This is a genomic window from Spirillospora sp. NPDC048824 (assembly GCF_043198455.1).
Classification (GTDB): domain Bacteria; phylum Actinomycetota; class Actinomycetes; order Streptosporangiales; family Streptosporangiaceae; genus Spirillospora.
Window position 1 is genome coordinate 31,621 of record NZ_JBICUS010000025.1, and the last position, 23,740, is coordinate 55,360.

At 71.6% G+C, this 23,740-nt stretch carries 20 protein-coding genes; 15 read left to right on the forward strand and 5 right to left on the reverse strand.

Going from position 1 to position 23,740, the window contains the following annotated elements; genetic code table 11:
* Positions 1-70 precede the first annotated feature (70 nt).
* Positions 71-1,276, reverse strand: coding sequence for a hypothetical protein (locus ACGFIS_RS33640; RefSeq protein ID WP_392906050.1), 1,206 nt, complete (start codon positions 1,274-1,276; stop codon positions 71-73).
* 321 nt (positions 1,277-1,597) lie between these two features.
* On the opposite strand from ACGFIS_RS33640, the gene tig reads away from it, so the two are divergent.
* From tig to clpX, 4 genes are all read left to right on the forward strand, one after another.
* Positions 1,598-3,097, forward strand: coding sequence for a trigger factor (tig, locus tag ACGFIS_RS33645; RefSeq protein WP_392906049.1), 1,500 nt, complete (start codon positions 1,598-1,600; stop codon positions 3,095-3,097).
* Between the two features lie 294 nt (positions 3,098-3,391).
* Positions 3,392-4,024 carry a ClpP family protease gene (locus ACGFIS_RS33650; protein ID WP_239067243.1) on the forward strand — a complete coding sequence of 211 codons (633 nt, stop codon included), beginning with the start codon at positions 3,392-3,394 and terminating at the stop codon, positions 4,022-4,024.
* A gap of 61 nt (positions 4,025-4,085) precedes the next feature.
* Positions 4,086-4,748, forward strand: a complete 663-nt coding sequence (locus ACGFIS_RS33655) for an ATP-dependent Clp protease proteolytic subunit (protein ID WP_392906507.1) — start codon at positions 4,086-4,088, stop codon at positions 4,746-4,748.
* A gap of 173 nt (positions 4,749-4,921) precedes the next feature.
* Positions 4,922-6,196 (forward strand): ATP-dependent Clp protease ATP-binding subunit ClpX, encoded by a 1,275-nt coding sequence (gene clpX, locus ACGFIS_RS33660; protein WP_392906047.1) that lies wholly within the window; start codon positions 4,922-4,924, stop codon positions 6,194-6,196.
* Between the two features lie 147 nt (positions 6,197-6,343).
* Here clpX and ACGFIS_RS33665 read toward each other — a convergent pair whose 3' ends face one another.
* The 3 genes from ACGFIS_RS33665 to ACGFIS_RS33675 all read right to left on the reverse strand — a co-directional run bounded on the left by ACGFIS_RS33665 (position 6,344) and on the right by ACGFIS_RS33675 (position 8,593).
* Complete coding sequence (locus ACGFIS_RS33665; RefSeq protein WP_392906046.1) at positions 6,344-6,997, reverse strand: response regulator; 654 nt, start codon at positions 6,995-6,997, stop codon at positions 6,344-6,346.
* Positions 6,994-7,794 carry a sensor histidine kinase gene (locus ACGFIS_RS33670; RefSeq protein WP_392973657.1) on the reverse strand — a complete coding sequence of 267 codons (801 nt, stop codon included), beginning with the start codon at positions 7,792-7,794 and terminating at the stop codon, positions 6,994-6,996. Before ACGFIS_RS33670 ends, ACGFIS_RS33665 begins: the two co-directional genes overlap by 4 nt.
* A 157-nt stretch (positions 7,795-7,951) precedes the next feature.
* The gene (locus ACGFIS_RS33675; protein WP_392906044.1) at positions 7,952-8,593 is read right to left on the reverse strand and encodes a hypothetical protein; all 642 of its coding nucleotides are present in this window, start codon (positions 8,591-8,593) and stop codon (positions 7,952-7,954) included.
* Between the two features lie 178 nt (positions 8,594-8,771).
* Between ACGFIS_RS33675 and ACGFIS_RS33680 the strand changes: the two genes are divergently transcribed.
* Positions 8,772-11,453 carry a valine--tRNA ligase gene (locus tag ACGFIS_RS33680; RefSeq protein ID WP_392906043.1) on the forward strand — a complete coding sequence of 894 codons (2,682 nt, stop codon included), beginning with the start codon at positions 8,772-8,774 and terminating at the stop codon, positions 11,451-11,453.
* Between the two features lie 104 nt (positions 11,454-11,557).
* Positions 11,558-12,577 (forward strand): hypothetical protein, encoded by a 1,020-nt coding sequence (locus tag ACGFIS_RS33685; protein WP_392906042.1) that lies wholly within the window; start codon positions 11,558-11,560, stop codon positions 12,575-12,577.
* On the opposite strand, the gene ACGFIS_RS33690 is transcribed toward ACGFIS_RS33685, so the two are convergent.
* Positions 12,549-13,751, reverse strand: a complete 1,203-nt coding sequence (locus ACGFIS_RS33690) for a hypothetical protein (protein WP_392906041.1) — start codon at positions 13,749-13,751, stop codon at positions 12,549-12,551. The two genes, ACGFIS_RS33685 and ACGFIS_RS33690, sit on opposite strands and share 29 nt — an antisense overlap.
* Positions 13,752-13,858: 107 nt before the next feature.
* On the opposite strand from ACGFIS_RS33690, the gene ACGFIS_RS33695 reads away from it, so the two are divergent.
* The 9 genes from ACGFIS_RS33695 to rodA all read left to right on the forward strand — a co-directional run bounded on the left by ACGFIS_RS33695 (position 13,859) and on the right by rodA (position 23,729).
* Entirely contained in the window at positions 13,859-15,229 is a 1,371-nt protein-coding gene (locus ACGFIS_RS33695; RefSeq protein WP_392906506.1) for a bifunctional folylpolyglutamate synthase/dihydrofolate synthase, read from the forward strand.
* A gap of 5 nt (positions 15,230-15,234) precedes the next feature.
* The gene (locus ACGFIS_RS33700) at positions 15,235-15,579 is read left to right on the forward strand and encodes a DUF4233 domain-containing protein (RefSeq protein ID WP_392906040.1); all 345 of its coding nucleotides are present in this window, start codon (positions 15,235-15,237) and stop codon (positions 15,577-15,579) included.
* Positions 15,580-15,677: 98 nt separating this feature from the next.
* The gene (locus ACGFIS_RS33705; protein WP_392906039.1) at positions 15,678-17,144 is read left to right on the forward strand and encodes a hypothetical protein; all 1,467 of its coding nucleotides are present in this window, start codon (positions 15,678-15,680) and stop codon (positions 17,142-17,144) included.
* Between the two features lie 44 nt (positions 17,145-17,188).
* Positions 17,189-17,599, forward strand: coding sequence for a nucleoside-diphosphate kinase (ndk, locus tag ACGFIS_RS33710; protein WP_392906038.1), 411 nt, complete (start codon positions 17,189-17,191; stop codon positions 17,597-17,599).
* Positions 17,600-17,780: 181 nt separating this feature from the next.
* A complete protein-coding gene (locus ACGFIS_RS33715; RefSeq protein ID WP_132152770.1) occupies positions 17,781-18,815 on the forward strand; it encodes a rod shape-determining protein in 1,035 nt (344 codons plus the stop codon).
* A gap of 52 nt (positions 18,816-18,867) precedes the next feature.
* Complete coding sequence (mreC, locus tag ACGFIS_RS33720; RefSeq protein WP_392973659.1) at positions 18,868-19,878, forward strand: rod shape-determining protein MreC; 1,011 nt, start codon at positions 18,868-18,870, stop codon at positions 19,876-19,878.
* Between the two features lies 1 nt (position 19,879).
* Positions 19,880-20,479: a rod shape-determining protein MreD gene (mreD, locus tag ACGFIS_RS33725; protein ID WP_392906036.1), complete on the forward strand. Its 600-nt coding sequence runs from the start codon at positions 19,880-19,882 to the stop codon at positions 20,477-20,479.
* The gene (gene mrdA, locus ACGFIS_RS33730) at positions 20,476-22,548 is read left to right on the forward strand and encodes a penicillin-binding protein 2 (RefSeq protein WP_392906034.1); all 2,073 of its coding nucleotides are present in this window, start codon (positions 20,476-20,478) and stop codon (positions 22,546-22,548) included. Before mreD ends, mrdA begins: the two co-directional genes overlap by 4 nt.
* Entirely contained in the window at positions 22,545-23,729 is a 1,185-nt protein-coding gene (rodA, locus tag ACGFIS_RS33735; protein WP_392906033.1) for a rod shape-determining protein RodA, read from the forward strand. Before mrdA ends, rodA begins: the two co-directional genes overlap by 4 nt.
* Positions 23,730-23,740: the final 11 nt, after the last annotated feature.

A 23,740-nucleotide genomic window follows, 5' to 3' on the forward strand; every position in this document is an offset into this window, starting at 1 on the left:
CTCATCGGCCCACGAAAGGGCGACACGCCGCAAGCGAACGTCGGACGGGCGGGACCGGGGGCGCCGCCGGTCAGTTGCCGAAGCCGCGCCAGCGTCCGTCGGTACCCGTCTCCGTGGGGCTCTCCGGGCGGACGGGACGACGCGGCGGCCGCGGCTCCGCTCCCGGCGGCCGGTCGTAGGGGCCCTGGCCGAGCGGGTCCTGCGCGTACGGCGAACGCTGCGGCGGTGCCGACAGGAGCGGCGTCCCGTCCTCGGCCCGCTCCCTGAGGTGGGGGAACGGCTGGTCGGCATGTCCGGGGAACGGCTGGTCGGCATGGCGGAGCTGCGGCCCCCCGAGTGCCGGCCCGCCCTGCACGAAACCGCCGAACGGGTCGTGCGCGGAGGACAGGTCCTCCCGGGAGTCGCGGGGCTCACCTTCGACGGGCCTGTGCCGGGGGAACTGCAGGACGGCGATCGCGCCCAGCGTCAGCGCGCCCAGCCGCATCGCGGAGTAGGCCCCGTCCTGCGGCCAGGCCTCCTCGTACATGAACGTGCCCATCGCCAGCAGGTACGTCTTGGCGCTGACCGTCATCACGGTGGCCACGATCGACACCCGGCAGCGCTGGAACGCCATGACCATGATCCCGAACCCGATGGCCGCCGCGATCACCGTCAGATACGGCCACGGCGTCAGCGCGATCCGCAGGCTGGTGGCGTCCGCGTGGTCGCTCCACCCCTTGATCGCCAGCTCGGCGGTGCCGACCGGGAAGCCCGAGCCGAGCCCGTAGGCGATCCCGGTGACCGGGCGGGCGTGCCGGCCGTCCGGCCGGTAGTCGCCGAGCACCAGGATCAGCAGCGGCACGAGCACCGCCGGGGCGACCGCCACCGCGATCTTCCACAGCGGCGCGTCCGCCGAGCCGATCGGCTCGTCCCCGCTGAGCGACGCGGTGAGCAGCAGGATCGCCGCGCCGATCAGCACCACGCTCAGCCACTCGCGCGCGGTGAGCCGCTCTCCGAAGAACACCAGCGCGATCAGCAGCAGCGGGACCATGCCGGACATGAAGATCGGCACGGCGGTCGACAACGGCAGCATGCTCAGCGCGAGGATCTGCAGGCCGAGCCCGCCGAGCACGATCGTGAGAGCGATCAGGAAGATCCAGTTGGTGACGATCGTCCAGATCATGTGCATGATGCGGTTGCCCCGGAGAGGGGCCATCCGGTCCGCGGCCAATTTGAAGACGGCGAACCCGAGGTAGTAGAGCCCGGTGGCACTGAAGGCCGCAGCTATCCCGTTCATCCCGGACGAGTATGGGCCTTCCGATGCGTTATGTCACTGCCCGTGCGGGAACGTTGACGCGGGTTCGCCTGTCTTGCGGGCGTCCGATGTCCGCACACGGCTCCGCTACCCCATAGACTTGGCCGCGCGAAGGCGCGGAGCCGTATTCGGCGTGCCCGCGCCGCTGAGAGACTGACCGGCTGAGTGACGACGCAGACGGACCGGGTACCGGGCCCGTAGGCGTGCAGTCCGAGGACTCGCAGGCAACAAGCTCGCAGGCAGGAAGAAGTACGCGTCGAACGCCGCGGCCGAGACAGCGCCCGATCAAGGAGACCTACCCCAGTGAAGACCGATGTCGAGGAGCTGACCCCCACGAGGGTCAAGCTCACCGTCGAGGTTCCGTTCGACGAGCTCAAGCCGAACCTCGACAAGGCGTACAAGGAGATCTCGCAGCAGGTGCGGATCAAGGGCTTCCGGCCCGGCAAGGTCCCCGCCCCGCTGATCGACAAGTACGTCGGCCGGGGTGCGGTTCTGCAGGAGGCGGTCAACGACGCGCTTCCCGAGCTGTACGGCCGCGCCGTCGAGGAGTCCGAGATCTTCGTGCTCGGGCAGCCCGACGTCGAGGTGACCGAGCTGGAGGACGGCACCCAGTTCGCGTTCACCGCCGAGGTCGACATCCGGCCGAAGTTCGAGGTGCCCGACTACGACGGCCTCGAGGTCGTGGTGGACGACGCCGAGGTCACCGACGAGCAGGTCGACGAGACGATCGACAACCTGCGCGAGCGGTTCGCGTCCCTCACCAACGCCGAGCGGGCCGTCGAGGAGGGCGACTTCGCCACCGTCGACCTGGTCGCGAAGATCGACGGCGAGGAGATCGAGGACGCCTCGACCAGCGGCTACTCCTACGAGGTCGGCAGCAAGTCGGCCATCGAGGGCCTGGACGAGGCGCTCATCGGCCTGGCCGCCGGCGAGGACAAGACGTTCACGGGCACCCTGACCGGCGGTGAGCACGCCGGCGAGGAGGCCGAGATCACCGCCACCGTGCAGGGCGTCAAGGTGAAGAACCTGCCCGACCTGGACGACGAGTTCGCCCAGCTCGCCAGCGAGTTCGACACCATCGGCGAGCTCCGCGACGACGTCCGGACGCGGCTCGGCCGGCAGGTGAAGATGCAGCAGCTGTCCGAGGCGCGCGACAAGGCCCTCGAGGCGCTGCTGGAGAAGGTCGAGATCCCGCTTCCCGACAAGGTCGTGGAGGAGGAGATCGACCGCCGCAACCAGCAGCTGGAGCAGCAGCTGCAGATGGCGGGCATGACCAAGGACGACTACCTCTCCGGCGAGGAGAAGACCGCGGAGGAGTTCGACACCGAGGTCGCCGACGCCGCCCGGCTCGCGGTCAAGGGCGGGTTCGTGCTCGACCAGCTCGCCGTCCAGGAGGAGCTGACCGTCGAGAACGAGGAGCTCAGCGAGTACGTCGTCACCCAGGCGATGCAGATGGGCGTGCAGCCGCAGCAGCTCGCCGAGTACCTCACCCAGAACAACCAGCTTCCGGCGATCGTCTCCGAGGTGCTGCGCAGCAAGGCGCTGAACCTCGTCGTCGAGCACGTCGCCGTCAAGGACGAGTCCGGCAACGAGATCGACGTCGAGGCCGTGCAGCGGGAGCTGAACGGCGAGACGGGCGAGACCGTCCAGGCCGAGGACGCCGAGACGGCCGAGGACGCCCAGACGGCCGAGGACGCCGAGACCGTCGAGGACGCCGGGGAGGCGCCCGCGCAGACGGCTGAGGACGCTGCTGAGGAGGCTCCGGCCGCTGAGGCGAAGGACGCGCAGGACAAGGACTCCTAGCACCTCCTGGACGTTCTCTGAGCATCGGGCACGCCCCGCATCCGGTCACCGGGTGCGGGGCGTCCGCTTTGAGTGCGGAGAACCGGGGTGCGGGGCGGAGCGAAACGGGTGTGGGAGGCGTCCCCGGGGGGATGCCGCCTTCATGAAGATCGCCGGGAGTGTCGGGAGGCGTCCGGCGCCGCGCGGGTACGCCCCTGGCGAAAAGGCGGCCCCCCGGGCTTAAGCGGGCCCGTGCGCGCGTTAATGTCCAAACATCCGAACCGATTAAAAAGGACCGGAGGAACACCGGTGAGCATGCCTCCGACTTTCGACGAGTCGTCGCGGATCCAGGCGCGGGTCGCCGAGGCGCCCCTGTCGCCTCTGGGCGACCAGCTGTTCCAGCGGCTGCTGCGCGAGCGGATCGTCTTTCTCGGCCAGCAGGTCGACGACGATATCGCCAACCGCATCTGCGCCGAGCTCCTGCTGCTGTCGGCCGAGGACGGCCGGCGCGACATCACGCTCTACATCAACTCGCCCGGTGGTTCCGTCACCGCCGGCATGGCGATCTACGACATCATGAAGTACGTCCCGAACGACATCGTCACGGTGGGCATGGGCCTGGCCGCCTCGATGGGCCAGTTCCTGCTGTGCGCCGGGACGACGGGCAAGCGCTACGCCCTGCCGCACGCGCGCATCATGATGCACCAGCCGTCCGGCGGCATCGGCGGCACGGCCTCCGACATCAAGATCCAGGCAGAGCAGATGCTCTACGTCAAGAAGACGCTCGCCGAGAAGATCGCCGAACACACCGGCCAGTCGCTCGAGCAGATCGAGCGCGACTCCGACCGCGACCGCTGGTTCACCGCCGACGAGGCCAAGGACTACGGGCTGGTGGACCACGTGGTGCTCAGTGCCACCCAGGTGCCCTCCGAGGGCACCGTCTCCTGACGACCTGTTCACTTATCGGAGGCACACAGTGAGCGATCTCAACCGACCCGGCTTCAGCGATCTGGTCCGGCCCGGCGTCCAGGCGGGCGGCTCCCCGGCTCCGGCGCAGAGCCGCTACATCATTCCGTCGTTCGTCGAGCGCACCACGTACGGGGTCAAGGAGATGAACCCGTACAACAAGCTGTTCGAGGAGCGGATCATCTTCCTCGGCGTGCAGATCGACGACGCGTCCGCGAACGACGTGATGGCCCAGCTGATCACGCTGGAGTCGATCGACCCCGACCGCGACATCAGCATCTACATCAACTCGCCCGGCGGCTCGTTCACCGCCATGACGGCGATCTACGACACGATGCAGTTCGTCAAGCCCGACATCCAGACCGTCTGCATCGGCCAGGCCGCCTCGGCCGCCGCGGTGCTGCTCGCGGCCGGGACGCCGGGCAAGCGGGCCGCGCTGCCCAACTCGCGGATCCTGATCCACCAGCCCGCGACCGAGGGCACCTACGGCCAGTCCAGCGACATTGAGATCCAGGCGCGCGAGATCATGCGGATCCGCGAGCTGCTGGAGAGCATCCTTGCCGAGCACAGCGGCAGGAGCATGGACGAGGTCCGCAAGGACATCGAACGCGACAAGATCCTCACGGCGGACGAGGCGAAGGACTACGGTCTCATCGACGATGTCTTCGCCAGCAGGAAGCGCAAGGCCGAGGTAGTGTCGTCCTGAGACGACACGAGGATGCGGAGATCCCCGAGCCCGGCCGCCACACTTCCGGGCGAGGGGCTTTCCAAGTCCGTTGGAGGCGGTAACGTCGAGTCCAACGTCGAGAGCCTTCGGGACGCAACCGAGCTGCGCCGCATCCTCCAAGGCGGGCGGCCCCACGAAAAGGAGACAGTTGGGTGGCACGCATCGGCGACGGTGGTGATCTGCTGAAATGCTCGTTCTGCGGTAAGAGCCAGAAGCAGGTCAAAAAGCTCATCGCGGGTCCGGGCGTGTACATCTGCGACGAGTGCATCGATCTCTGCAACGAGATCATCGAGGAGGAGCTCTCCGAGACCTCCGACCTCAAGTGGGACAGCCTGCCCAAGCCGCGGGAGATCTACGAGTTCCTTGACTCCTACGTCATCGGGCAGGACACGGCGAAGAAGGCGCTGTCCGTCGCCGTGTACAACCACTACAAGCGGATCCAGTCGGGCGACACCGGCAGGGACGAACCGGTCGAGATCGGCAAGTCCAACATCCTGCTGCTGGGCCCCACCGGATCGGGCAAGACGCTCCTCGCGCAGACGCTCGCCAAGCTCCTCAACGTCCCGTTCGCCATCGCGGACGCCACGGCGTTGACGGAGGCCGGATATGTGGGGGAGGACGTCGAGAACATCCTCCTCAAGCTGATCCAGGCGGCCGACTATGACGTCAAGAAGGCCGAGACCGGGATCATCTACATCGACGAGGTCGACAAGGTCGCCCGCAAGAGCGAGAACCCCTCGATCACGCGGGACGTCTCGGGCGAGGGCGTCCAGCAGGCCCTGCTGAAGATCCTGGAGGGCACCACCGCGAGCGTCCCGCCGCAGGGCGGCCGCAAGCACCCGCACCAGGAGTTCATCCAGATCGACACCACCAACGTGCTGTTCATCTGCGGCGGCGCGTTCGCCGGCCTGGAGAAGATCGTCGAGTCCCGGGTCGGCAAGCAGGGCATGGGCTTCGGTGCACAGATCCGCTCCAAGTCCGACTTCGAGGAGTCGTCGGCGGTGTTCGGCGAGGTGATGCCCGAGGACCTGCTGAAGTTCGGGTTGATCCCGGAGTTCATCGGCCGGCTCCCGGTGATCACCTCGGTGCACAACCTCGACCGCGAGGCCCTGATCAACATCCTCACCGAGCCGAAGAACGCGCTGGTGCGCCAGTACCACCGCCTCTTCGAACTCGACGGCGTCGACCTCGAGTTCACCGACGACGCGCTGGAGGCGATCGCCGACCAGGCGATCCTGCGCGGTACCGGCGCGCGCGGCCTGCGCGCCATCATGGAGGAAGTGCTCCTGTCGGTGATGTACGAGGTGCCGAGCCGGCAGGACGTCGCCCGCGTCGTCATCACCCGCGAGGCGGTCCTGGAGCACGTCAACCCGACGCTCGTCCCCCGCGACCGCCCCAAGCGTGAGCCGCGGGAGAAGAGCGCCTGAACAGAGCACCCGAACGCCCCCGGCCGCGGGGGCGTTCGCGTGTTCCACGCCACGCCACGCGTCCACGCGTCACGCGTCCGCGGGGCGGCGAATACTTGGTGAAGCGGCCTCAGCCATGCACGCAAGCGCGGCGGGCCGTCACCGCGGTCAACGCGCGGATTCGCCGAGACCGGCCTCGCGCGCGACGACGATGGCCTGCGCGCGGTCCGCGACGTGCAGCTTCATGAAGATGTTCGAGACGTGGTTGCGGACGGTCTTGGGGCTGAGGAACAGCGTCCCGGCGATCTCGGTGTTGCTGCGGCCCTGCGCGATCAGTTCGAGGACCTCCCGTTCCCGCTCGGTCAGCTCCGGGAACGCGGCCTGACGCGGGTCGGGCATGTCGGTGAAGTAGGTCAGCACGCGGCGGGCGATCTCGGGCCCGTAGATGGCCTCGCCCGCCGCGACGGCCCGCACGGCGCGGGCGATCTCCTCGGCGCCCGACTCCTTCAGCAGGTAGCCGCGGGCGCCGGCGCGCATCGCCGCGAAGACCGAGTCGTCGTCGCGGAACATCGTCAGCACCAGCACGCCGATGCGCGGGCTGGTCCGGGTGATCGTCCGGGTGGCCTCGATGCCGTTGCCGCCCGGCATGTGCAGGTCCATCACGACGACGTCGGGCTGCAGTTCGGCGGAGAGCCGCACCGCCGCCGGCCCGTTCTCGGCCTCGCCGACGACCTCCACGCCCAGCGCCTGCAGCAGCCCCTTCAGGCCCTGCCTGAACACCGGGTGGTCGTCGGTGATGAGAACCCGGATGTTCTCCGTCATCTGCGTCCGCCTCTTCCGGTCGAAGGACGATGGTACCCGGCGGCGGTCTCCGCGGCGGCGAGCGGAAGCCGGACCGAGACGACGGTCCCGCCGCCGCTCCGGGACGTGATCGAGCAGCTGCCGCCGAGCTCCGCCGCCCATTCCTTCATCGCGGCCATGCCGCGGCGCGACCTCGGCTGGCCGCCGTTGCGGGCAAGGTCGGGCAGGCCCGGCCCGGTGTCGGCGACCACGAGCCGCAAGTCGGTGTCGCGGGACAGCCGGACCGTCGCGGTGCTGCCGGGGGCGTGCAGCCGGACGTTCGTCAGCGCCTCCTGGACGATCCGGTACGCCGCCACCTCCACCGCCGCCGGCAGTTCCAGATGCTCGCCGTCGAACCGCACGTCCACCCGTTCGCAGCAGCCTCCGGCGAACGACTCGATGGCGGCGACGAGCCCGAGGTCGTCCAGGGCGGGCGGGCGCAGCCCGTGCGCGAGGTCGCGGATCTCCCCGACGGCCGTCGCCAGCCGGTCCCGGACGTCGGACAGCAGCGGCTCCATCCGCTCCGGCTCTCCGGCCAGCGTGATGCGCGCCGCGTCCAGCGACATCGCGAGGCTGGCCAGTGTCGGCCCGAGCCCGTCGTGCAGGTCGTGCCGCAGCCGCCGCCGCTCCTCCTCCCGGCTGGCGAGGATCCGCTCCCGGGAGCGCTGCAGGTCGGCGGTGAGGCTGCGGAGGTGAGGGATGGTCGCGGCACGTGCCGCCACGGCCCCCGCGGTGAACGCGCCGGCAAGCACGGCGGCGCGTGCCAGGACCGCTCGCATCCCGTCCCTCTCCTTTCGCCCCGCCGTCGCGGGTGTTCACCGTCACCCTTTCCGGCGGGGCGACCCGGTGTCAGGTGACCTGTGTCCCGACCGCGGCGGGAAAACGCTCTCTGGGTGAGGCGCGTGGAAGGGGGCGTCCGGCGCCTCTCCGCACCGGTCAGTCCTCCACGTCCGCGCGCACGGCGCGCATCACGCGCTGGAGCCCGGAGACCTTGTACTCCCGTGGCTCGTTGCTCTTGGTGTAGTTGCCGGCCGGGACCACCAGTGCGAACGTCGTCCTGGTCGCCCACCCGCAGACCGAGGAGTACGCGTAGGTGCTCTTCGCCGCCGCGGTCACGCGCCCGCAGAACCCCGTTCCGTCCCCGCCCGGGTCGTCGATCTCCCAGAGCCTGGTGGTGACGCGGACGCTGGGCGTGCTGAGCGCGTGGCGCAGGTGGAAGTCCAGCTGGCTGATGACGTTGTCCCGGTCGTAGGAGCCGCTGAACCCGATGAACAGGAACGCCAGGTCGCCGTCCCGGTAGACGCCGTCCGCCCAGTCGGAGCCCGAGGGGCGCGTGGTGCTGCGGATCGCCCCGCGCAGGGTGTCGGCGAGGTCGTCCGCCCCCTTGTCATACCTGTTGTCGAGGGTCATTCCACCCGCCGTCCGCGGAGTGGAGAGTTCGTGGCTCGTGCCCGCGAGATAGACGGCGAACCCGCCGACGGCGAGCACCAGCACCAGCACGAACGCGCCGGCCAGCAGCCCGATCACGCAGCCGGGGCCGCGCTTGCGCCGCGGGGCGCCCGGCGGCCTGCCGGGCATGACCGGTCCCGCCCCGCCGTACGGCGGTGGTCCGGGCGGGCCGGGCGGTGGTCCGAACGGTCCCTGGGGTCCGGGCCCACCGGGCGGATGGGCGGGCGGGGGGTTCCAGCCACTCATGAGACTCCTCGTCCTGATGCCGTGAACGGACGGGTGGGAGCGTTCCCACCCACGATCGATTATGGGACGCGGGAGTGGCCCGGGGCGTTCTACCTTTCCGGTCCCCGTAGAATCGTCAGCCGTGACACAGCCCAGCACTGAGCGCGGCCAGGGGGCCGCCGCGGACGTCGACCTGCCCACCCAGTACCGACCGGCGGATGTTGAGGGCCGGCTCTACGAGCGGTGGGTATCGGAGGGGCTGTTCACCGCGGACCCGGGGCGCGCCCCGGACCGGCCCCCGTTCTCGATCGTGATCCCGCCGCCGAACGTCACCGGCTCCCTGCACATGGGGCACGCGCTCGACCACTCGATCCAGGACGCCCTCGTCCGGTGGCACCGGATGCGCGGCCACGAGACCCTGTGGCTCCCCGGCATGGACCACGCGGGCATCGCCACCCAGAACGTCGTGGAGCGTGAGCTGGCCAAGGAGGGCGTGTCGCGGCACGACCTCGGGCGCGAGGCGTTCATCGAGCGGGTGTGGGAGTGGAAGGCGGAGTCCGGCGGCCGGATCCTCGGCCAGATGCGCCGGCTCGGCGACGGCGTCGACTGGACGCGCGAGGCGTTCACGATGGACGCCGCACGCGCCGAATCCGTCCGGACGATCTTCAAGCGGCTGTTCGACGACGGGCTGATCTACCGCGCCGAGCGCATCATCAACTGGTGCCCGCGCTGCCTGACGGCCCTGTCCGACATCGAGGTCGAGCACGAGAACGTCGATGGGGAGCTGGTGTCGATCCGGTACGGCTCCGGCGAGGACGAGATCGTCGTCGCGACCACGCGGGCGGAGACGATGCTCGGCGACACCGCCGTCGCCGTCCACCCGGGGGACGCCCGGTACGCGCACCTCATCGGCCGGGAGATCGAGCTTCCGCTGACCGGCCGCCGCATCCCGGTCGTCGCCGACGAGCACGTCGATCCCGAGTTCGGGACGGGCGCGGTGAAGGTGACCCCGGCGCACGACCCCAACGACTTCGAGATCGGCCGGCGGCACTCCCTGCCGTCGCTGTCGGTCATGGACGAGCGCGGCGTCGTCACCGCGTCCGGCCCGTTCGAGGGCCTCGACCGGTTCGAGGCGCGCCCGGCGGTCGTGGCGGCGTTGCGCGAGGAGGGCCGGATCGTCAAGGAGGTCCGCCCCTACGAGCACTCGGTCGGGCACTGCCAGCGCTGTGCCACGGTCGTCGAGCCGCGTGTGTCGCTGCAGTGGTTCGTGAAGGTCGAGTCGCTGGCGCGCGCCGCCGGCGACGCCGTCCGCGACGGCCGCGTCACGATCCACCCGCCGGAGATGGCGGCCCGCTACTTCGAGTGGGTCGACAACATGCACGACTGGTGCATCAGCCGGCAGCTGTGGTGGGGGCACCGCATCCCCGTCTGGTACGGGCCGGACGGGGAGGTCGTCTGCCCGGGGCCCGGCGAGGAGCCGCCCGCCGGCTGGACGCAGGACACCGACGTCCTCGACACGTGGTTCTCCTCGGCGCTGTGGCCGTTCTCCACGCTGGGCTGGCCCGACGAGACCGCCGATCTGAAGCGGTTCTACCCGACGTCGGTGCTGGTGACCGGCTACGACATCCTGTTCTTCTGGGTCGCCCGGATGATGATGTTCGGCCTGTACGCGATGGACGGCGTCCAGCCGTTCGACACGATCGCCCTGCACGGGATGGTCCGCGACCAGTACGGCAAGAAGATGTCCAAGTCGTTCGGGAACGTCATCGACCCGCTCGACTGGATCGACGCGTACGGCGCCGACGCGACCCGCTTCACGCTGCTGCGCGGCGCGAACCCGGGCGGCGACGTCCCGGTGGCGGAGCAGTGGGCGCAGGGTTCGCGCAACTTCTGCAACAAGCTGTGGAACGCGACGCGGTTCGCGCTCATCAACGGCGCGCACGTCCGCGGTGACATGCCCGCCGAGGTGTCCACCGTGGACGCCTGGATCCTGTCGCGGCTCCAGTCCGTCATCGCCGAGGTGAACGGCTACCTGGAGGGCTACGACTTCGCGAAGGCGTGCGAGACGCTGTACCACTTCGCCTGGGACGAGGTCTGCGACTGGTACGTGGAGCTGGCGAAGGTCCAGCTGGCCGACGAGCGGGCCGAAGGCACGCGCCGCGTCCTGGGCGAGGTCCTCGACAAGCTCCTGCGGCTGCTGCACCCGGTGATCCCGTTCGTCACCGAAGAGCTGTGGACGTCCCTGACCGGGGCCGGCACCGTCGTCACCGCTCCGTGGCCGTCCGCCGATCCCGCCCGCGGCGACCGGGAGGCCGAGACCGTCATCGAGTCGCTGCAGCGCCTCGTCACGGAGGTCCGCCGGTTCCGCGCCGACCAGGGCCTCAAACCGGGCCAGAAGGTCGCCGCGACGCTGGAGTGGGGCGCCTCGCCGCTGTCCGCGCACGAGGAGGGCGTCCGCGCGCTGCTGCGCCTGACCGAGCCGGGCGCCGGCTTCTCCGCCACCGCGTCCCTGCCGGCCGAGGGCGTCACCGTCCGGCTCGACACCGCCGGGGCCATCGATGTGGCCGCGGAGCGCAAGCGGCTGGAGAAGGACCTGGCCGCCGCCCGCAAGGAGGTCGATCAGGCGACCCGCAAGCTCGGCAACGAGGCGTTCATGGCGAAGGCGCCCGAGCCCGTCGTCGCCAAGAACCGGGAGCGTCTCGCGCAGGCCGAGGCCGACATCAGCCGGCTGGAGTCGCAGCTGACCGCCCTTCCGGCGGGCTGACAGGGGAGCTGACCCGGCGAACGGTCGGCGTGCGCCGCCCGTCGCGGCTACGATCCGTGGGTGTGCCCCCGAGGCTTGCCGGCAGCCGAACGATCAGGAGCGCAATGGCCGAATCACCCCCTCGGTCCGACACGCAGGACTCCGCGTCCGGCGATGACCTGAACGCGCCTCAGGTCGTCGAGGACGGGGGCCCGCCCTGGCGGGCCGGCGCCGAGCCGGCACCCTGGGGCGGTTCACGTCCGTGGTGGTCGGCCGACTCCGGCGACGGGACGGGCCCGCATGCGATGGCGGGCCCGGCGAACGGGTCGGGTGCGCATCCGATCCCCGGCGGGACGGGCCCGCACGGCGTCCTGCGGGACGGCACCGGCCCGCAGGTCGTGATCTCGGACGGTACCGGCGGCCACCCCCTCGTGGCGGGCGGGTCCGGCGCGCATCCGGTGGTCCCCGGCGGCACCGGCCCGCTCCCGATGGCTCCGGGCCATGCGCCGCCGGGCGCGCCGGCTCCGGCCAGGAGACGGCGGCTTCCCAGGTTCCTGCTGGTCACCGGCGCCGCCACGGTCGCGGCCGGCGTGCTGATGGTGGGCGTGCTGGCGTTCGGGATGGAGGGCGCCGGCACCGCCGGCGGCGAGAAGGACGCCCGCACCATCGGCGTCCCGGCGTCCGGCAAGGTGATCGTCGCGGGGGCGATGGCCGGCGGGCTGCGCAAGGACGCCCTGACCGCACCCCAGGCGAGCGCCGCGTACCCGTTCGTCGCGGGAGCGGTCGAGGCGGCGGGGATCCCCGTCGTGAAGGGCGGCCAGGCCGTCTACACCGAGGAGCCCGCCGGGCCGGTCGACGTCCTGTTCATGGGCGGGACGGGCCCGGTCGGCGATCCCGAGGCCTTCCTGCAGAAGGTGCAGCCCACCACGTTCATCGCCGGGCAGGACGCCGACCCCGGCCGCAAGGGCGGGAAGGCCGCGTGCGGGACGTTCGCCGTCCTCGCCGACACCCACACGTTCTGCGCGTGGGCGACGCGGGACTCCTTCGGGGTCGTCGCCTCCAACCGTCCCGCGCTGAGCCCGCAGTTCCCGCTGATGGCCGACGTCATGCGCCGGATCAGGAACGACGTCGAGAAGCCGCGGTGAGGAACAGCCGCTCGGTGTCGGCGTCCACCACGCCGAGGACGAGCCCGGTGAAGTAGCCGGTGCCGAGGACGGCCACGCGGTGCCCGAGGGTGGCCAGGGATTCGGGTGTGATGGCGCCGGGGCCGACGACGTCCCAGCCGGACGGCAGCGGACGGGTGAAGCGCAGGTGCGGCAGCGGCAGCCGGACGAACGTCACGGGCAGCCCGCCGAGCTCGGCGGCGGCCCCGTCCAGGTCCTTGTGGTCGGGGAGGCAGACGACGGCGTGGTCGATCGTCCCCCAGGCGCGCCGCGCGGCCGCGAGGGCGGCGGCGACGCCCGTCCGGTCGATGGCGGAGTCGACGAGCAGCCGGGTCGCCGACCCGGGCACGTCGTGCCACGAGAGCCGCCCCGGCAGGACGACCGAGGACAGCACGTCCCTGAGCGGCCCGGCCGGGGGCTCGCTCACCCCCGGGAGCCGCCGGGCCGCGGCGACTCCCACTTCGGCGTTGCCGCGGCCCAGTCCGGCGGGCAGCAGGTCCGCCGGGAGCCCGCTGCCGCCTGACTCCACCCGTTCCACCGCCCCGAGCACCGCGGCGACCTCGGGGGACTGCGGCGCCGACACGACGACCGTGTCCGGGCCGGCGACGCCGCGCTTCTCTTCGGCGATCTCCGCCGGGGTGTCTCCGAGGACGCCGGCGTGCTCGCGGAAGACCGGTGTGATCGCGGCGACGGCCGGCGGGAAGAGGGCGACCTCGTCCGACCGCCCGCCCATCCCCGCCTCCAGGACGATCGCGTCCGCGCCGGCGCGCCGCGCGTGCAGGACGCCCGCGAGGGTGAACAGCCCGGCCGGCGACAGATAGCCGTCCGAGGGCGGCGGGAGCGTGCTGATCGCCTCGTCGAGCGCGTCCGCGAGAGAGGCCAGTTCCGCTTCGGTGACGGCGCGGCCGTCCACCCTGATCCGGTCGCGGTCGGTGCGCAGGCCGGGACTCGTGACGGTGCACACGCGAAGGCCGGCGGCCGCGAGGAAGGCCGAGGCGTAGAGCGCCGCGGTCCCCTTCCCCTTGGATCCCACGACGGTCAGGACGGGCGGGGCCGGCGCGAGGACGTCCAGGGCGCTCGCCAGGGCACGGGCCCGTCCGACGTCGCGGGTCTCGCCCGGGGTGCGACGTTCCCATTCGCGGAAGAACACGTCCATATCTCCAGTGTGGGCCCGGACGGGACCACCGGCACCGCCGAGTAGGCTCTGTGACCGTGAGCCAGCCATCCGAGCCGTCCGGCTATCAGCGCACCATCGGCGCGATCATGGCCCGCGGGGTCGAGTGGGAGATCGATCCCACCCTCGACCGGATCCGGGATCTGGTCGACGTCCTGGGCGAGCCGCACCGCGCGTATCCGGTGATCCACATCGCCGGGACGAACGGCAAGACCAGCACCGCCCGGCTCGTCGAGTCGCTGCTGCGCGAGCGCGGGCTGCGCACCGGGCTGTTCACCAGCCCCGAGATGACCACGCTGCGGGAGCGGATCGCGATCGACGGGGAGCCGCTCAGCGAGGAACGGTTCACCGAGGCGTTCGAGGACGTGCTGCCCTTCGTCCAGCTGATCGACGGCAAGCACCCGGCGGGCCTGTCGTTCTTCGAGGTCCTCACGGCGATGGCGTTCGCGGCGTTCGCCGACGCGCCGGTCGACGTGGCGGTGGTCGAGGCCGGCATGGGCGGCGTGTGGGACGCCACGAACGTGGCGGACGGCGTCGTCGCGGTGATCACCCCGATCGGGCTGGACCACACCCGCTACCTGGGCGACACGCTGGAGGCGATCGCCGGGGAGAAGGCGGGCATCATCAAGCCGGAGTCGGTCGCGGTGCTGGCGCAGCAGCCGGTCGAGGCGGCCGAGGTGCTGCTGCGGCGGGTCGTGGAGATCGGCGCCGCGGCGGCGCGCGAGGGCATCGAGTACGGGGTGCTCGAGCGGGACGTCGCCGTGGGCGGCCAGATGCTGCGCCTGAGGGGCCTGCACGGCGTCTATGACGAGATCTACCTCCCGCTGTTCGGCGATCATCAGGCGGGCAACGCCGCGACGGCCCTCGCCGCCGTCGAGGCGTTCGCGAGCGGAGCGCCGACCAGGGGAGAGGCGAACCTGGAGGCCGCGACCCGGATCGCGCCCGGGGAGTCCTTCATCGGCGGCGAGGAGGGGCAGCTCGACCCGGCGCTGGTGCGCAGCGGCTTCGCCAAGTCGGCGTCCCCGGGACGCCTCGAAGTGGCCCGCACCGGCCCGACCGTCCTGCTGGATTCGACGCACAACCCGGCGGGGATGGCCGCGACCGTCGCCACCATCACCGAGTCGTTCGGCTTCACCCGGCTCGCCGGAGTCCTCGCCATCTCCGCCGACAAGGACGTCGCGGGAGTCCTCGACCAGCTCGAACCCGTCCTGGCCGAGCTGGTGGTGACCCGCAACTCCTCGCCGCGCTCGATGCCGCCCGAGGAGCTGGCCGAGCTGGCCGGGAGCGTCTTCGGGCCCGAGCGGGTCCATCTCGAGCCGCGCCTGGACGACGCGATCGACCGGGCGATCGGCATCGCCGAGGAGACCGGCGAGTACCGGGGCGCCGGCGTGCTGATCACCGGCTCGGTCGTCACCGCCGGCGAGGCCAGGACGCTGCTGCGCGTCGCGGAAGGACGGTGACCGGCATGAACGCCGAGAGAACGGCGAACCCGGCGCGGAGGCTGTTCGCCGCGATCCTGGCCAGCGAGGCCATCGTCATCGCGCTCGCGATCCCGGTCGCGGTGACCGTGCTGGACGTGGACGGCGGCACCGCCGGGGCGGTGTGCGGCGGGCTGGCCGTCGCCTGCCTGCTGATGGCGGGCCTGCTGCGCTTCCCGTGGGCGGTCGCGGCCGGGAGCGTCCTGCAGGTGCTGATCATCGCGACCGGGTTCATGGTGCCGGCCATGTTCTTCCTCGGTGCCGTGTTCGGGGCGCTTTGGGCCACGGCGATTTGGATGGGACGCAAGGCGGCGGCGGTTCAGGCGCGCTAAATTCGCGAGGGAACGGCAAGCCTTTTCATCCGCCGATCCGACAATTCGGGTTAGTGCATTAATTCCGACATTCTTCCCTTTTGGGAAATGTGCGTCCGGTGGATGACGTCGACTCTGCGAAGGAGCAGGCCGTGTCCCCGCACGCCCCCGAACACCGGCTCGCGGTTCCCGGCGCGCTGCTGCTGACGTTCACCGCGCTGCCCGCCGCCGTCCTGGTGGTCCCCGACGCCGCCTTCCACGTCGTCCCCGCCGCGGCACGCGCCCTCGGACTCGGCGACACCGAGATCGCCGGGCTGCTCCGCGCCACGGGGTACTCCCTGCCCGCGCTGCTGCTCGCGGTCCCGCTCGCCGCCGTGGCCGCGCGCCGGTTCCCCGCGTGGCGCGTCCTCGTCACCGGCGTGGCCGTCCTGCTGGCCGGCCTCGGCGCCGCCCGGTTCGCCGACTCGGTGCCCCTGGTCGCGGTGGTCCGCGCGGCGCAGGGCGCGGGCGCGGGCATCGTGCTCCCCGCCTCCCTCGTCCTGGTGTGGGAGCGCGGAAGCCGGGTGCTCGCCGCCGCCTGGGCCGGTGCGCTCGCGGGCACGCTGATCTTCGCCATGCCCCTCGCGCTGAAGGCCGTCCCGATGCCCGCAGAGGGCACCGCCGTCCCCGACTGGCGCGTCGCGCTCGCGCCCTTCCCGTGGCCCGCCGTTGCCGCCGCCGTCGCCGCGCCCGCCTACCCGTTGCTGCGCGGGCGCGGGCCCTGGTCGCTGCCCGTCGCCCGGCACGCCGAACGGGGCCAGTTGCTCCTCCCGTTCGTCCCCGCGGCGGGCTTCGCGTTCCTCGCCGTCGTCGCCGCGCAGGACTGGTCGCCCGGTGCACGGCTCGTCGTGGCGGGGCTCGCCCTCGCCGCCCTGCTCGGCCTCGCCGTCGCCGCCGGCCGGGACGCGACGGCCGGCAGCCCGTTCGGCTGCGCGCTCGTCATGATCGCCGTCGGCCTGCTCTGCCATCCGGTCGCCGGGCCGCTGGCCGGGCTCGCCTCCGTCACCGCCCGGGCGCGAGGGGACGCCGCGGGCGTGCCGCTGCTCCCGTCCGCCGTGGCCGCGGCGGCCGCGCTCGCCGGTGCGCTCGCCTCGACCCGCCTGAGTGCGCGCCTCGCCGTCCCGGCCGGGTACTGCCTGATGACCGCGGCCGTGCTGCTCGGCCTCGCCGCCGACCCCCACGACCGCTGGGCGCCGCTCCTCCCGCTCGTGCCGCTCGCCGCCGGCGCCGGCCTGGCCCTCGCCGCCTCCCTGCGGGACGCGGGAGTCGGCGCGGCGCTGTTCGGCCTGTCGCTGTGCTTCCCGGCGCTGCTGGCCGGGCAGCTCCTCGTCCTGTCCCTGCAGGCGTCCCGGCTGGAACGGCTGCGGCCGGCGACAGAGACGCAGCAGGCCGCCGTGCTGCTCGACGCGTACCACGTCTGGCTCGTGATCGCGGCGGCCGCCACCGTCCTCCTCGCCGCCGCCACCGCCCGCGTGAGCGCGCGACGCGCCGGGACGAGAAGTGCGACTCACACCGGTAAGGCGGCCGCGAGGTCGCGAGCCGGGTAGGATTCGCGCGCTGCACCATCCGAATTCTTCGAGGAGAACCACCCGTGTCCGAGCGCACTCTCGTCCTTGTCAAGCCCGACGGCGTCCGCCGCGGCGTCATCGGTGAGGTCATCTCCCGCATCGAGCGCAAGGGCCTGACGCTCGCCGCGATGGAACTCCGCACCCTGGCCCGGGAAACGGCCGAGGCCCACTACGAGGAGCACGCCAGCAAGCCGTTCTTCGGCGAGCTGGTCGAATTCATCACCGGCGGCCCCCTCGTCGCCATGGTCGTCGAGGGCCCCCGCGCCATCGAGGCGTTCCGCTCCCTGGCCGGCGCCACCGACCCGGTGAGCGCCTCGCCCGGCACCATCCGGGGCGACTTCGCCCTGGAGATCGGCGAGAACATCGTCCACGGCTCGGACTCCACCTACTCCGCCGACCGCGAGATCAAGCTGTTCTTCCCCGACCTGGGCTGAGCTCGTTCCGGCCCGGGGGAAACCGGCCCCGGGCCAGACTTCTTCTTGGTCGCCCGAGCAGGTCAGGGGTCCTTTTTTGGGCGACGCGCGGCGGCTGGGTTACTGCCCGCGGACACGTGTTCACGTTACGATGGACGCGCCGCTATACACGCCCGTCAATCGTGAAGGGCTCCCTTTCTTCATGGGTAACAAGTTGTCGTTCCTTGGCCGCGACATGGCGGTCGACCTCGGTACTGCCAACACCCTGGTGTATGTGCGCGGGCGTGGCATCGTCCTCAATGAACCGTCCGTGGTGGCGATCAACACCAACACCGGGAAGATCGTCGCGGTCGGCATCGAGGCGAAGCGGATGATCGGCCGCACACCGGGCAACATCGTCGCGGTCCGCCCGCTCAAGGACGGCGTCATCGCCGACTTCGACGTCACCGAACGGATGCTGCGCTACTTCATCCAGAAGGTCCACAAGCGCCGGCACTTCGCCAAACCGCGGATCGTGGTGGCGGTGCCGAGCGGGATCACCGGGGTGGAGCAGCGCGCGGTGAAGGAGGCCGGCTACCAGGCCGGCGCCCGCCGCGTCTACATCATCGAGGAGCCGATGGCCGCCGCGATCGGCGCCGGGCTGCCCGTCTACGAGCCGACCGGCAACATGGTCGTCGACATAGGAGGCGGCACCACCGAGGTCGCGATCATCTCCCTCGGCGGCATCGTCACCAGCCAGTCGGTCCGCGTCGGCGGCGACGAACTCGACCAGGCGGTGATCTCCTTCTCCAAGAAGGAGTACTCCCTGATGCTCGGGGAACGTACCGCCGAGGAGATCAAGATGGCGATCGGTTCGGCCTATCCCGGCGGCGAGGAGGAACCGCACGCCGAGATCCGGGGCCGCGACCTCGTGAGCGGGCTGCCGAAGACCGTCGTGATCTCCGCCGAGGAGGTACGGCGGGCCATCGAAGAGCCGGTCAACGCCGTGGTGGACGCGGTGAAGACCACGCTCGACAAATGCCCGCCCGAGCTGTCCGGCGACATCATGGACCGCGGGATAGCGCTCACCGGCGGCGGCGCGCTGCTGAAGAACCTCGACGAGCGCCTCCGCGAGGAGACCGGGATGCCGATCCACCTCGTGGACAACCCGCTCGACTCGGTCGTGCTCGGCACCGGCAAGTGCGTCGAGGACTTCGAGGAGCTCCGGCAGGTCCTCGTGCCGGAGCCGCGGCACTGAACACCCCCCGACGGACTGGGACCGAACGGACTGGGAAACGGGAGGTCGGTGGGTGAAGGACACCCGGCGCACCCGCGTGGTCCTCGCCGCGCTGCTCGTGGTGGCGCTCGCGATGATCACCATTGACCATCGCGGCGGGGACGATTCCCCGCTGCGCGGCCTGCGCAGCATCGGCGCGACCGTGTTCGGCCCCGTGGAGCGGGTGTCGGCGTCGGTCGTGCGGCCGGTGAGCAACACCTTCGAGTCGATCACCGACGCGCCGGGACAGCGGCGGCGCGCGGAGCGGCTCGAACGCCAGAACCAGAAGCTGCGCGAGAAACTGCGCGCCTCGGGCCTCGACCGGGACCGGTCGGCGCAGCTCCAGCGGCTGCTCGGCACCGCCGGGATGGGCGGCTACAAGATCCTCGCCGCGCGGGTGATCTCCGCGGGTCAGGGATTCGAGGACACCGTCACCATCGACGTCGGCGGCGGCGACGGCATCAAGCGCGACATGACCGTGATGAGCGCGGACGGGCTCGTCGGCCGCGTCACCCGCGTCGGGCCCGCGACGTCGACCGTCCTGCTCGCCACCGACCAGACGTCGTCGGTCGGGTCCCGCCTCGAGGACTCCAAGGAGATCGGGATCGTTCAGGGCCTCGGGCGCCGCGGCCTCGGCGGGCACGGCGAGACGCCGCTGCGCTTCCAGCTCCTGGACGCCGCCGCGCCGATCCGCGTCGGCCAGCGGATCGTGACGCTCGGGTCGCAGGGCCAGCGTCCGTACGTCCCGGGCGTCCCGATCGGCGTGGTCGAGCGGATCGAGAACTCCAACGGCCTCACCCGTACCGCCCACGTCCGGCCGTTCGTGCGTTTCACGAGCCTGGACGTCGTCGCGGTCGTGGTCGCCCCGCCCAAGAAGAACCCCCGGGACACGGTGCTGCCGCCGAAGCCGAAGCCGCCGCCGTCCGCCACACCGAGCGCGAGCCCATCCGCGAGCCCGTCCGCGAGCCCGTCGCCGGGCGGTGACCCGGACGATCGGCCGCGCGGCACGCGAGGCCTGTCCACAGAACCGAACTCGGGGGACTGACGTGCTGAACCCGCCCGAGCCGTCGCCGGCCGGCCGCACCGCGATGAGCGCGGTGGTGATCGCGGTGACACTGATCCTGCAGGTGTCGGTGGCCAACCGGCTGCCGCTGCCCGGCGGCGTCCAGCCCGATCTGGTGCTGCTGGCCGTCGTGGCGTTGGCGCTCGTCGCCGGGTCGATGACCGGGATGGTCACCGGCTTCCTGGCCGGCCTCGCCGCCGACATCATCCCGCCCGCCGACCACACCCTCGGCCGCTACGCGCTCGTCTACTGCCTGATCGGCTTCCTGTGCGGCGTTGCGTCCGCCGAGATGGACCGGCAGTCGGCCGTGCCGTTCTTCGCCGTCGCCGCCGGGGCCCTCGCCGGGACCGTCCTGTACGCGGGGACCGGGATGATGCTCGACGACCCGCGCGCCGGGTGGGACACCGTGTCGAGCATGGTGCCGCTGCAGGTCCTGTACGACGTCATCGCGAGCCCGTTCGTCGTGTGGGCGGTTCTGCGCGCCACCCGGCGGTACGAACGCGGCGAACGATCCCGGGGAGACGGCCTCTCGGTGCCCGCCGCCCGCTACCGCGCGATGTCCGGCCGGGGCGGGAACCTGTGAACCCGCGCACGCACTTCCGCATCCTCGTCCTGTACGTGATGGTCGGCGTGCTGCTGTTCGTCCTGGTGGCGCGCATGTGGACGCTGCAGGTCCTGGAGGGCGAGCGCTACGAGCGGATCGCCGCCGAGAACCGCACCCGCGACATCGTCGTCCCGGCCCTGCGCGGCATGATCCTGGACGACCGGGGGCGGCCCCTCGCGCGCAACACCAGCTCTCTCGTCGTGTCCGTCGACAGCACCACGCTGGCGCGGCTTGAGGACGGCGGCGAGGCCGTCCTCAAACGGCTGGCGGGTGCCCTCGGGACGAGCCACGAGGAGATCTCCAAGCGGGTCCGGCTGTGCAGCCCCACTGTCAAGCGGCCCTGCTGGTCGGGCTCGCCCTACCAGCCGATTCCCGTCGAGGACGACGCCGACCCCCAGCGCGCCCTGCAGATCATGGAGCGCCAGGAGGACTTCCCCGGCGTCACGGCGCGGATCCAGCCCGTCCGCGCCTACCCGGAGCCGCACGGCGCCAGTGCCGTACAGACCCTCGGCTACCTGCAGCCGATCACGCAGGAGGAGCTGGAGAAGCGCGAGAGCATCAAGGTCACCGGCTACAGCGGCGTCGACCTCGTCGGACGCGCCGGGCTGGAGGCCCAGTACGACCGCGACCTGCGCGGCGACGCCGGGTACCGCCGGGTGCTGGTCGACAGCCACGGCCGCGTCACCGGCGTCGCCGACGAGGAGAAGCCGGTCCCCGGCAGCAACCTCGTGACCAGCCTCGACGCCGAGGTGCAGGGCGCGGCCGAGAAGGCGCTGGAAGAGGGGATCAAGGCCGCGCGCAAGGGCGGCAGTCCCGCCGACTCCGGCGGCGCGGTGGTCATGGACGTCCGCACCGGCCGGTTGGTCGCGATGGCGAGCTACCCGACCTACGACCCGGCCGTCTGGACCGGCGGCATCTCCCAGAAGAAGTACGACGCGCTTCTGGGCGAGAAGAACGAGCATCCGCTGATCTCCCGGGTGACGCAGGGGCTGGGCCCGCCCGGCTCCACCTTCAAGGTGTCGTCCCTGGCCGCCGCGGTGAAGGACGGCTACGACCTGCACGGCACCTACAACTGCCCCGGCTCGTACATGGTCGGCAGCCGCGCGTTCAACAACTTCCAGAGCGCCAACCTCGGCTCCATGAACCTGCACACCGCCCTCGTGAAGTCCTGCGACACGATCTTCTACAAGTTCGCGCACGAGATGTGGCTGCACAACGGCGGCAAGAACGCCCCGCCGGACGCGAAGAACCCGATGGTGCAGATGGCCCGCGGCTTCGGTTTCGGCTCCCGCACGGGGGTCGACCTGCCCAGCGAGAGCGCCGGCCGGATCCCCGACCGGCGGTGGAAGCGGGAGTACTGGGAGTCGACCAGGGAGGGGAGCTGCCGGGGCGCCAAGGAGGGCTACCCGAAGGTCGCCAAGACGGATCCCGCCCGCGCCGCCTACCTCAAGGCCGTCGCCAACGAGAACTGCAAAGAGGGCTTCGTGTGGCGCGCCGGTGACGCCGCGAACCTGTCGATCGGGCAGGGCAACGTGATGGTGACGCCGCTGCAGCTCGTCCGTACCTACGCGGCGGTGGCCAACGGCGGCACGCTGCACACGCCGCGCATCGGCGTCGCGGTCGTCCGGCCCGACGGCACCGTCGTCCGCAAGATCGACGCGCCCGAGCCGAAGCGGGTGCCGGTGGACGACAAGGTCCTGGCCTACATGCGCAAGGCGCTCGCCGAAGTGCCGAAGGAGGGCACCGCCGCCGGGGCCTTCGCCGGGTTCGACCTCAAGCGCGTCGCGGTGGGCGGCAAGACCGGAACCGCCGAGCGGTACGGCAGCGAGGACATGTCCTGGTTCGCATCCTTCGGCCCGGTGAAGGAGCCGCGCTACGCCATCGTCGCGATGGTGTCGCAGGGAGGCTACGGCGCGCAGACGTCCGCGCCCATCGTCCGGAAGATCTGGGAGGCGATGTACGGGACGAAGGACCGCAAGCCCATCCTCAAGGACGGCAGGCTCCCCACCGGCATCCCCAAGATGCCCGGCTCAGGGACCGCCCCGTGATCACCGGCAGCAGCGTCGGGAGCGTCGAGGGGTACGGCGGGCGGCGGACGTGGAAGGGCCGCCTCGCCGGCCTGCGGCGTCTCGACTGGCCGCTGGTCCTGGCAGTGCTGGCGCTGTCGGTGGTGGGCGCGCTGCTGGTGCGGTCGGCGACGTTCCAGGGGCTGGCCGAGCAGGGCAAGGACCCGGAGGGCTTCCTCAAGCGGCACATCCTGAACATGAGCATCGGGTTCGTGCTCGGTGGCGTCGTCACCCTCCTGGACTACCGGCTGCTGCGCGCCTACGTCCCCATCCTGTACGGGCTGGCGTGCGTGGGGCTGGTCGCCGTCCTCAGCCCGCTCGGCGAGACGATCAACGGGTCGCACTCGTGGATCGTGATCGGCGGCGGTTTCCAGGTGCAGCCGTCGGAGTTCGCCAAGGTCGGCCTCGTGGTGCTGCTCGCGATGATCCTCGGGGAGCCGCGCGACGGCGAGATCGGCCCCGGCGTCCGCGACGTGCTCCTCGCGCTGGTGCTGGCCGGGGTGCCCGCGGTGCTCATCATCCTGCAGCCCGACCTCGGCACCACGCTGGTCTTCATCGCGGTGGTGGTCGGGATGCTGGCGATCTCCGGCGTGCAGAAGCGCTGGCTCGCCGGCCTCGTCGGCACGGGCGCGCTCACGGTGGCCGCGGTGTGGGCCTTCGGCCTGCTGGAGGACTACCAGGTCGACCGGTTCACGGCGTTCATGAACCCGGACGCCGACCCGCGCGGCGCCGGCTACAACGCCCGGCAGGCGCGGATCGCGGTCGGGTCGGGCGGCCTGTTCGGCAAGGGCCTGTTCCAGGGCGAGCAGACCGGCGGCCACTTCGTCCCCGAGCAGCAGACCGACTTCATCTTCACGGTGGCGGGGGAGGAACTCGGTTTCGTCGGCGGTGCCGTGATCGTCGCGCTGCTCGGCGTGGTGCTGTGGCGCGGGCTGCGGATCGCGACCCAGGCCGCCGACCTGTTCGGGACGCTGGTCGCGACCGGCGTCGTGTGCTGGCTGGGGTTCCAGACGTTCCAGAACGTGGGGATGTCGATCGGCATCATGCCGATCACCGGGCTGCCGCTGCCGTTCACGTCCTACGGCGGTTCCGCCACGTTCGCGAACATGATCGCCTTCGGGCTGCTGCAGGCCGTGCACGTGCGTCGCCGCGCATTCGACTGAGCGGAGTTCCG

Bases quoted from the DNA above. Each gene is read 5' to 3' on its own strand.
- ACGFIS_RS33640 (WP_392906050.1), bottom strand. From the start codon at position 1,276: ATGAACGGGATAGCTGCGGCCTTCAGTGCCACCGGGCTCTACTACCTC.
- ACGFIS_RS33650 (WP_239067243.1), top strand. From the start codon at position 3,392: ATGCCTCCGACTTTCGACGAGTCGTCGCGGATCCAGGCGCGGGTCGCC.
- ACGFIS_RS33665 (WP_392906046.1), bottom strand. From the start codon at position 6,997: ATGACGGAGAACATCCGGGTTCTCATCACCGACGACCACCCGGTGTTC.
- ACGFIS_RS33670 (WP_392973657.1), bottom strand. From the start codon at position 7,794: ATGCGAGCGGTCCTGGCACGCGCCGCCGTGCTTGCCGGCGCGTTCACC.
- ACGFIS_RS33675 (WP_392906044.1), bottom strand. From the start codon at position 8,593: ATGCCCGGCAGGCCGCCGGGCGCCCCGCGGCGCAAGCGCGGCCCCGGC.
- ACGFIS_RS33680 (WP_392906043.1), top strand. From the start codon at position 8,772: ATGGGACGCGGGAGTGGCCCGGGGCGTTCTACCTTTCCGGTCCCCGTA.
- ACGFIS_RS33685 (WP_392906042.1), top strand. From the start codon at position 11,558: ATGGCCGAATCACCCCCTCGGTCCGACACGCAGGACTCCGCGTCCGGC.
- ACGFIS_RS33690 (WP_392906041.1), bottom strand. From the start codon at position 13,751: ATGGACGTGTTCTTCCGCGAATGGGAACGTCGCACCCCGGGCGAGACC.
- ACGFIS_RS33695 (WP_392906506.1), top strand. From the start codon at position 13,859: ATGGCCCGCGGGGTCGAGTGGGAGATCGATCCCACCCTCGACCGGATC.
- ACGFIS_RS33700 (WP_392906040.1), top strand. From the start codon at position 15,235: ATGAACGCCGAGAGAACGGCGAACCCGGCGCGGAGGCTGTTCGCCGCG.
- ACGFIS_RS33715 (WP_132152770.1), top strand. From the start codon at position 17,781: ATGGGTAACAAGTTGTCGTTCCTTGGCCGCGACATGGCGGTCGACCTC.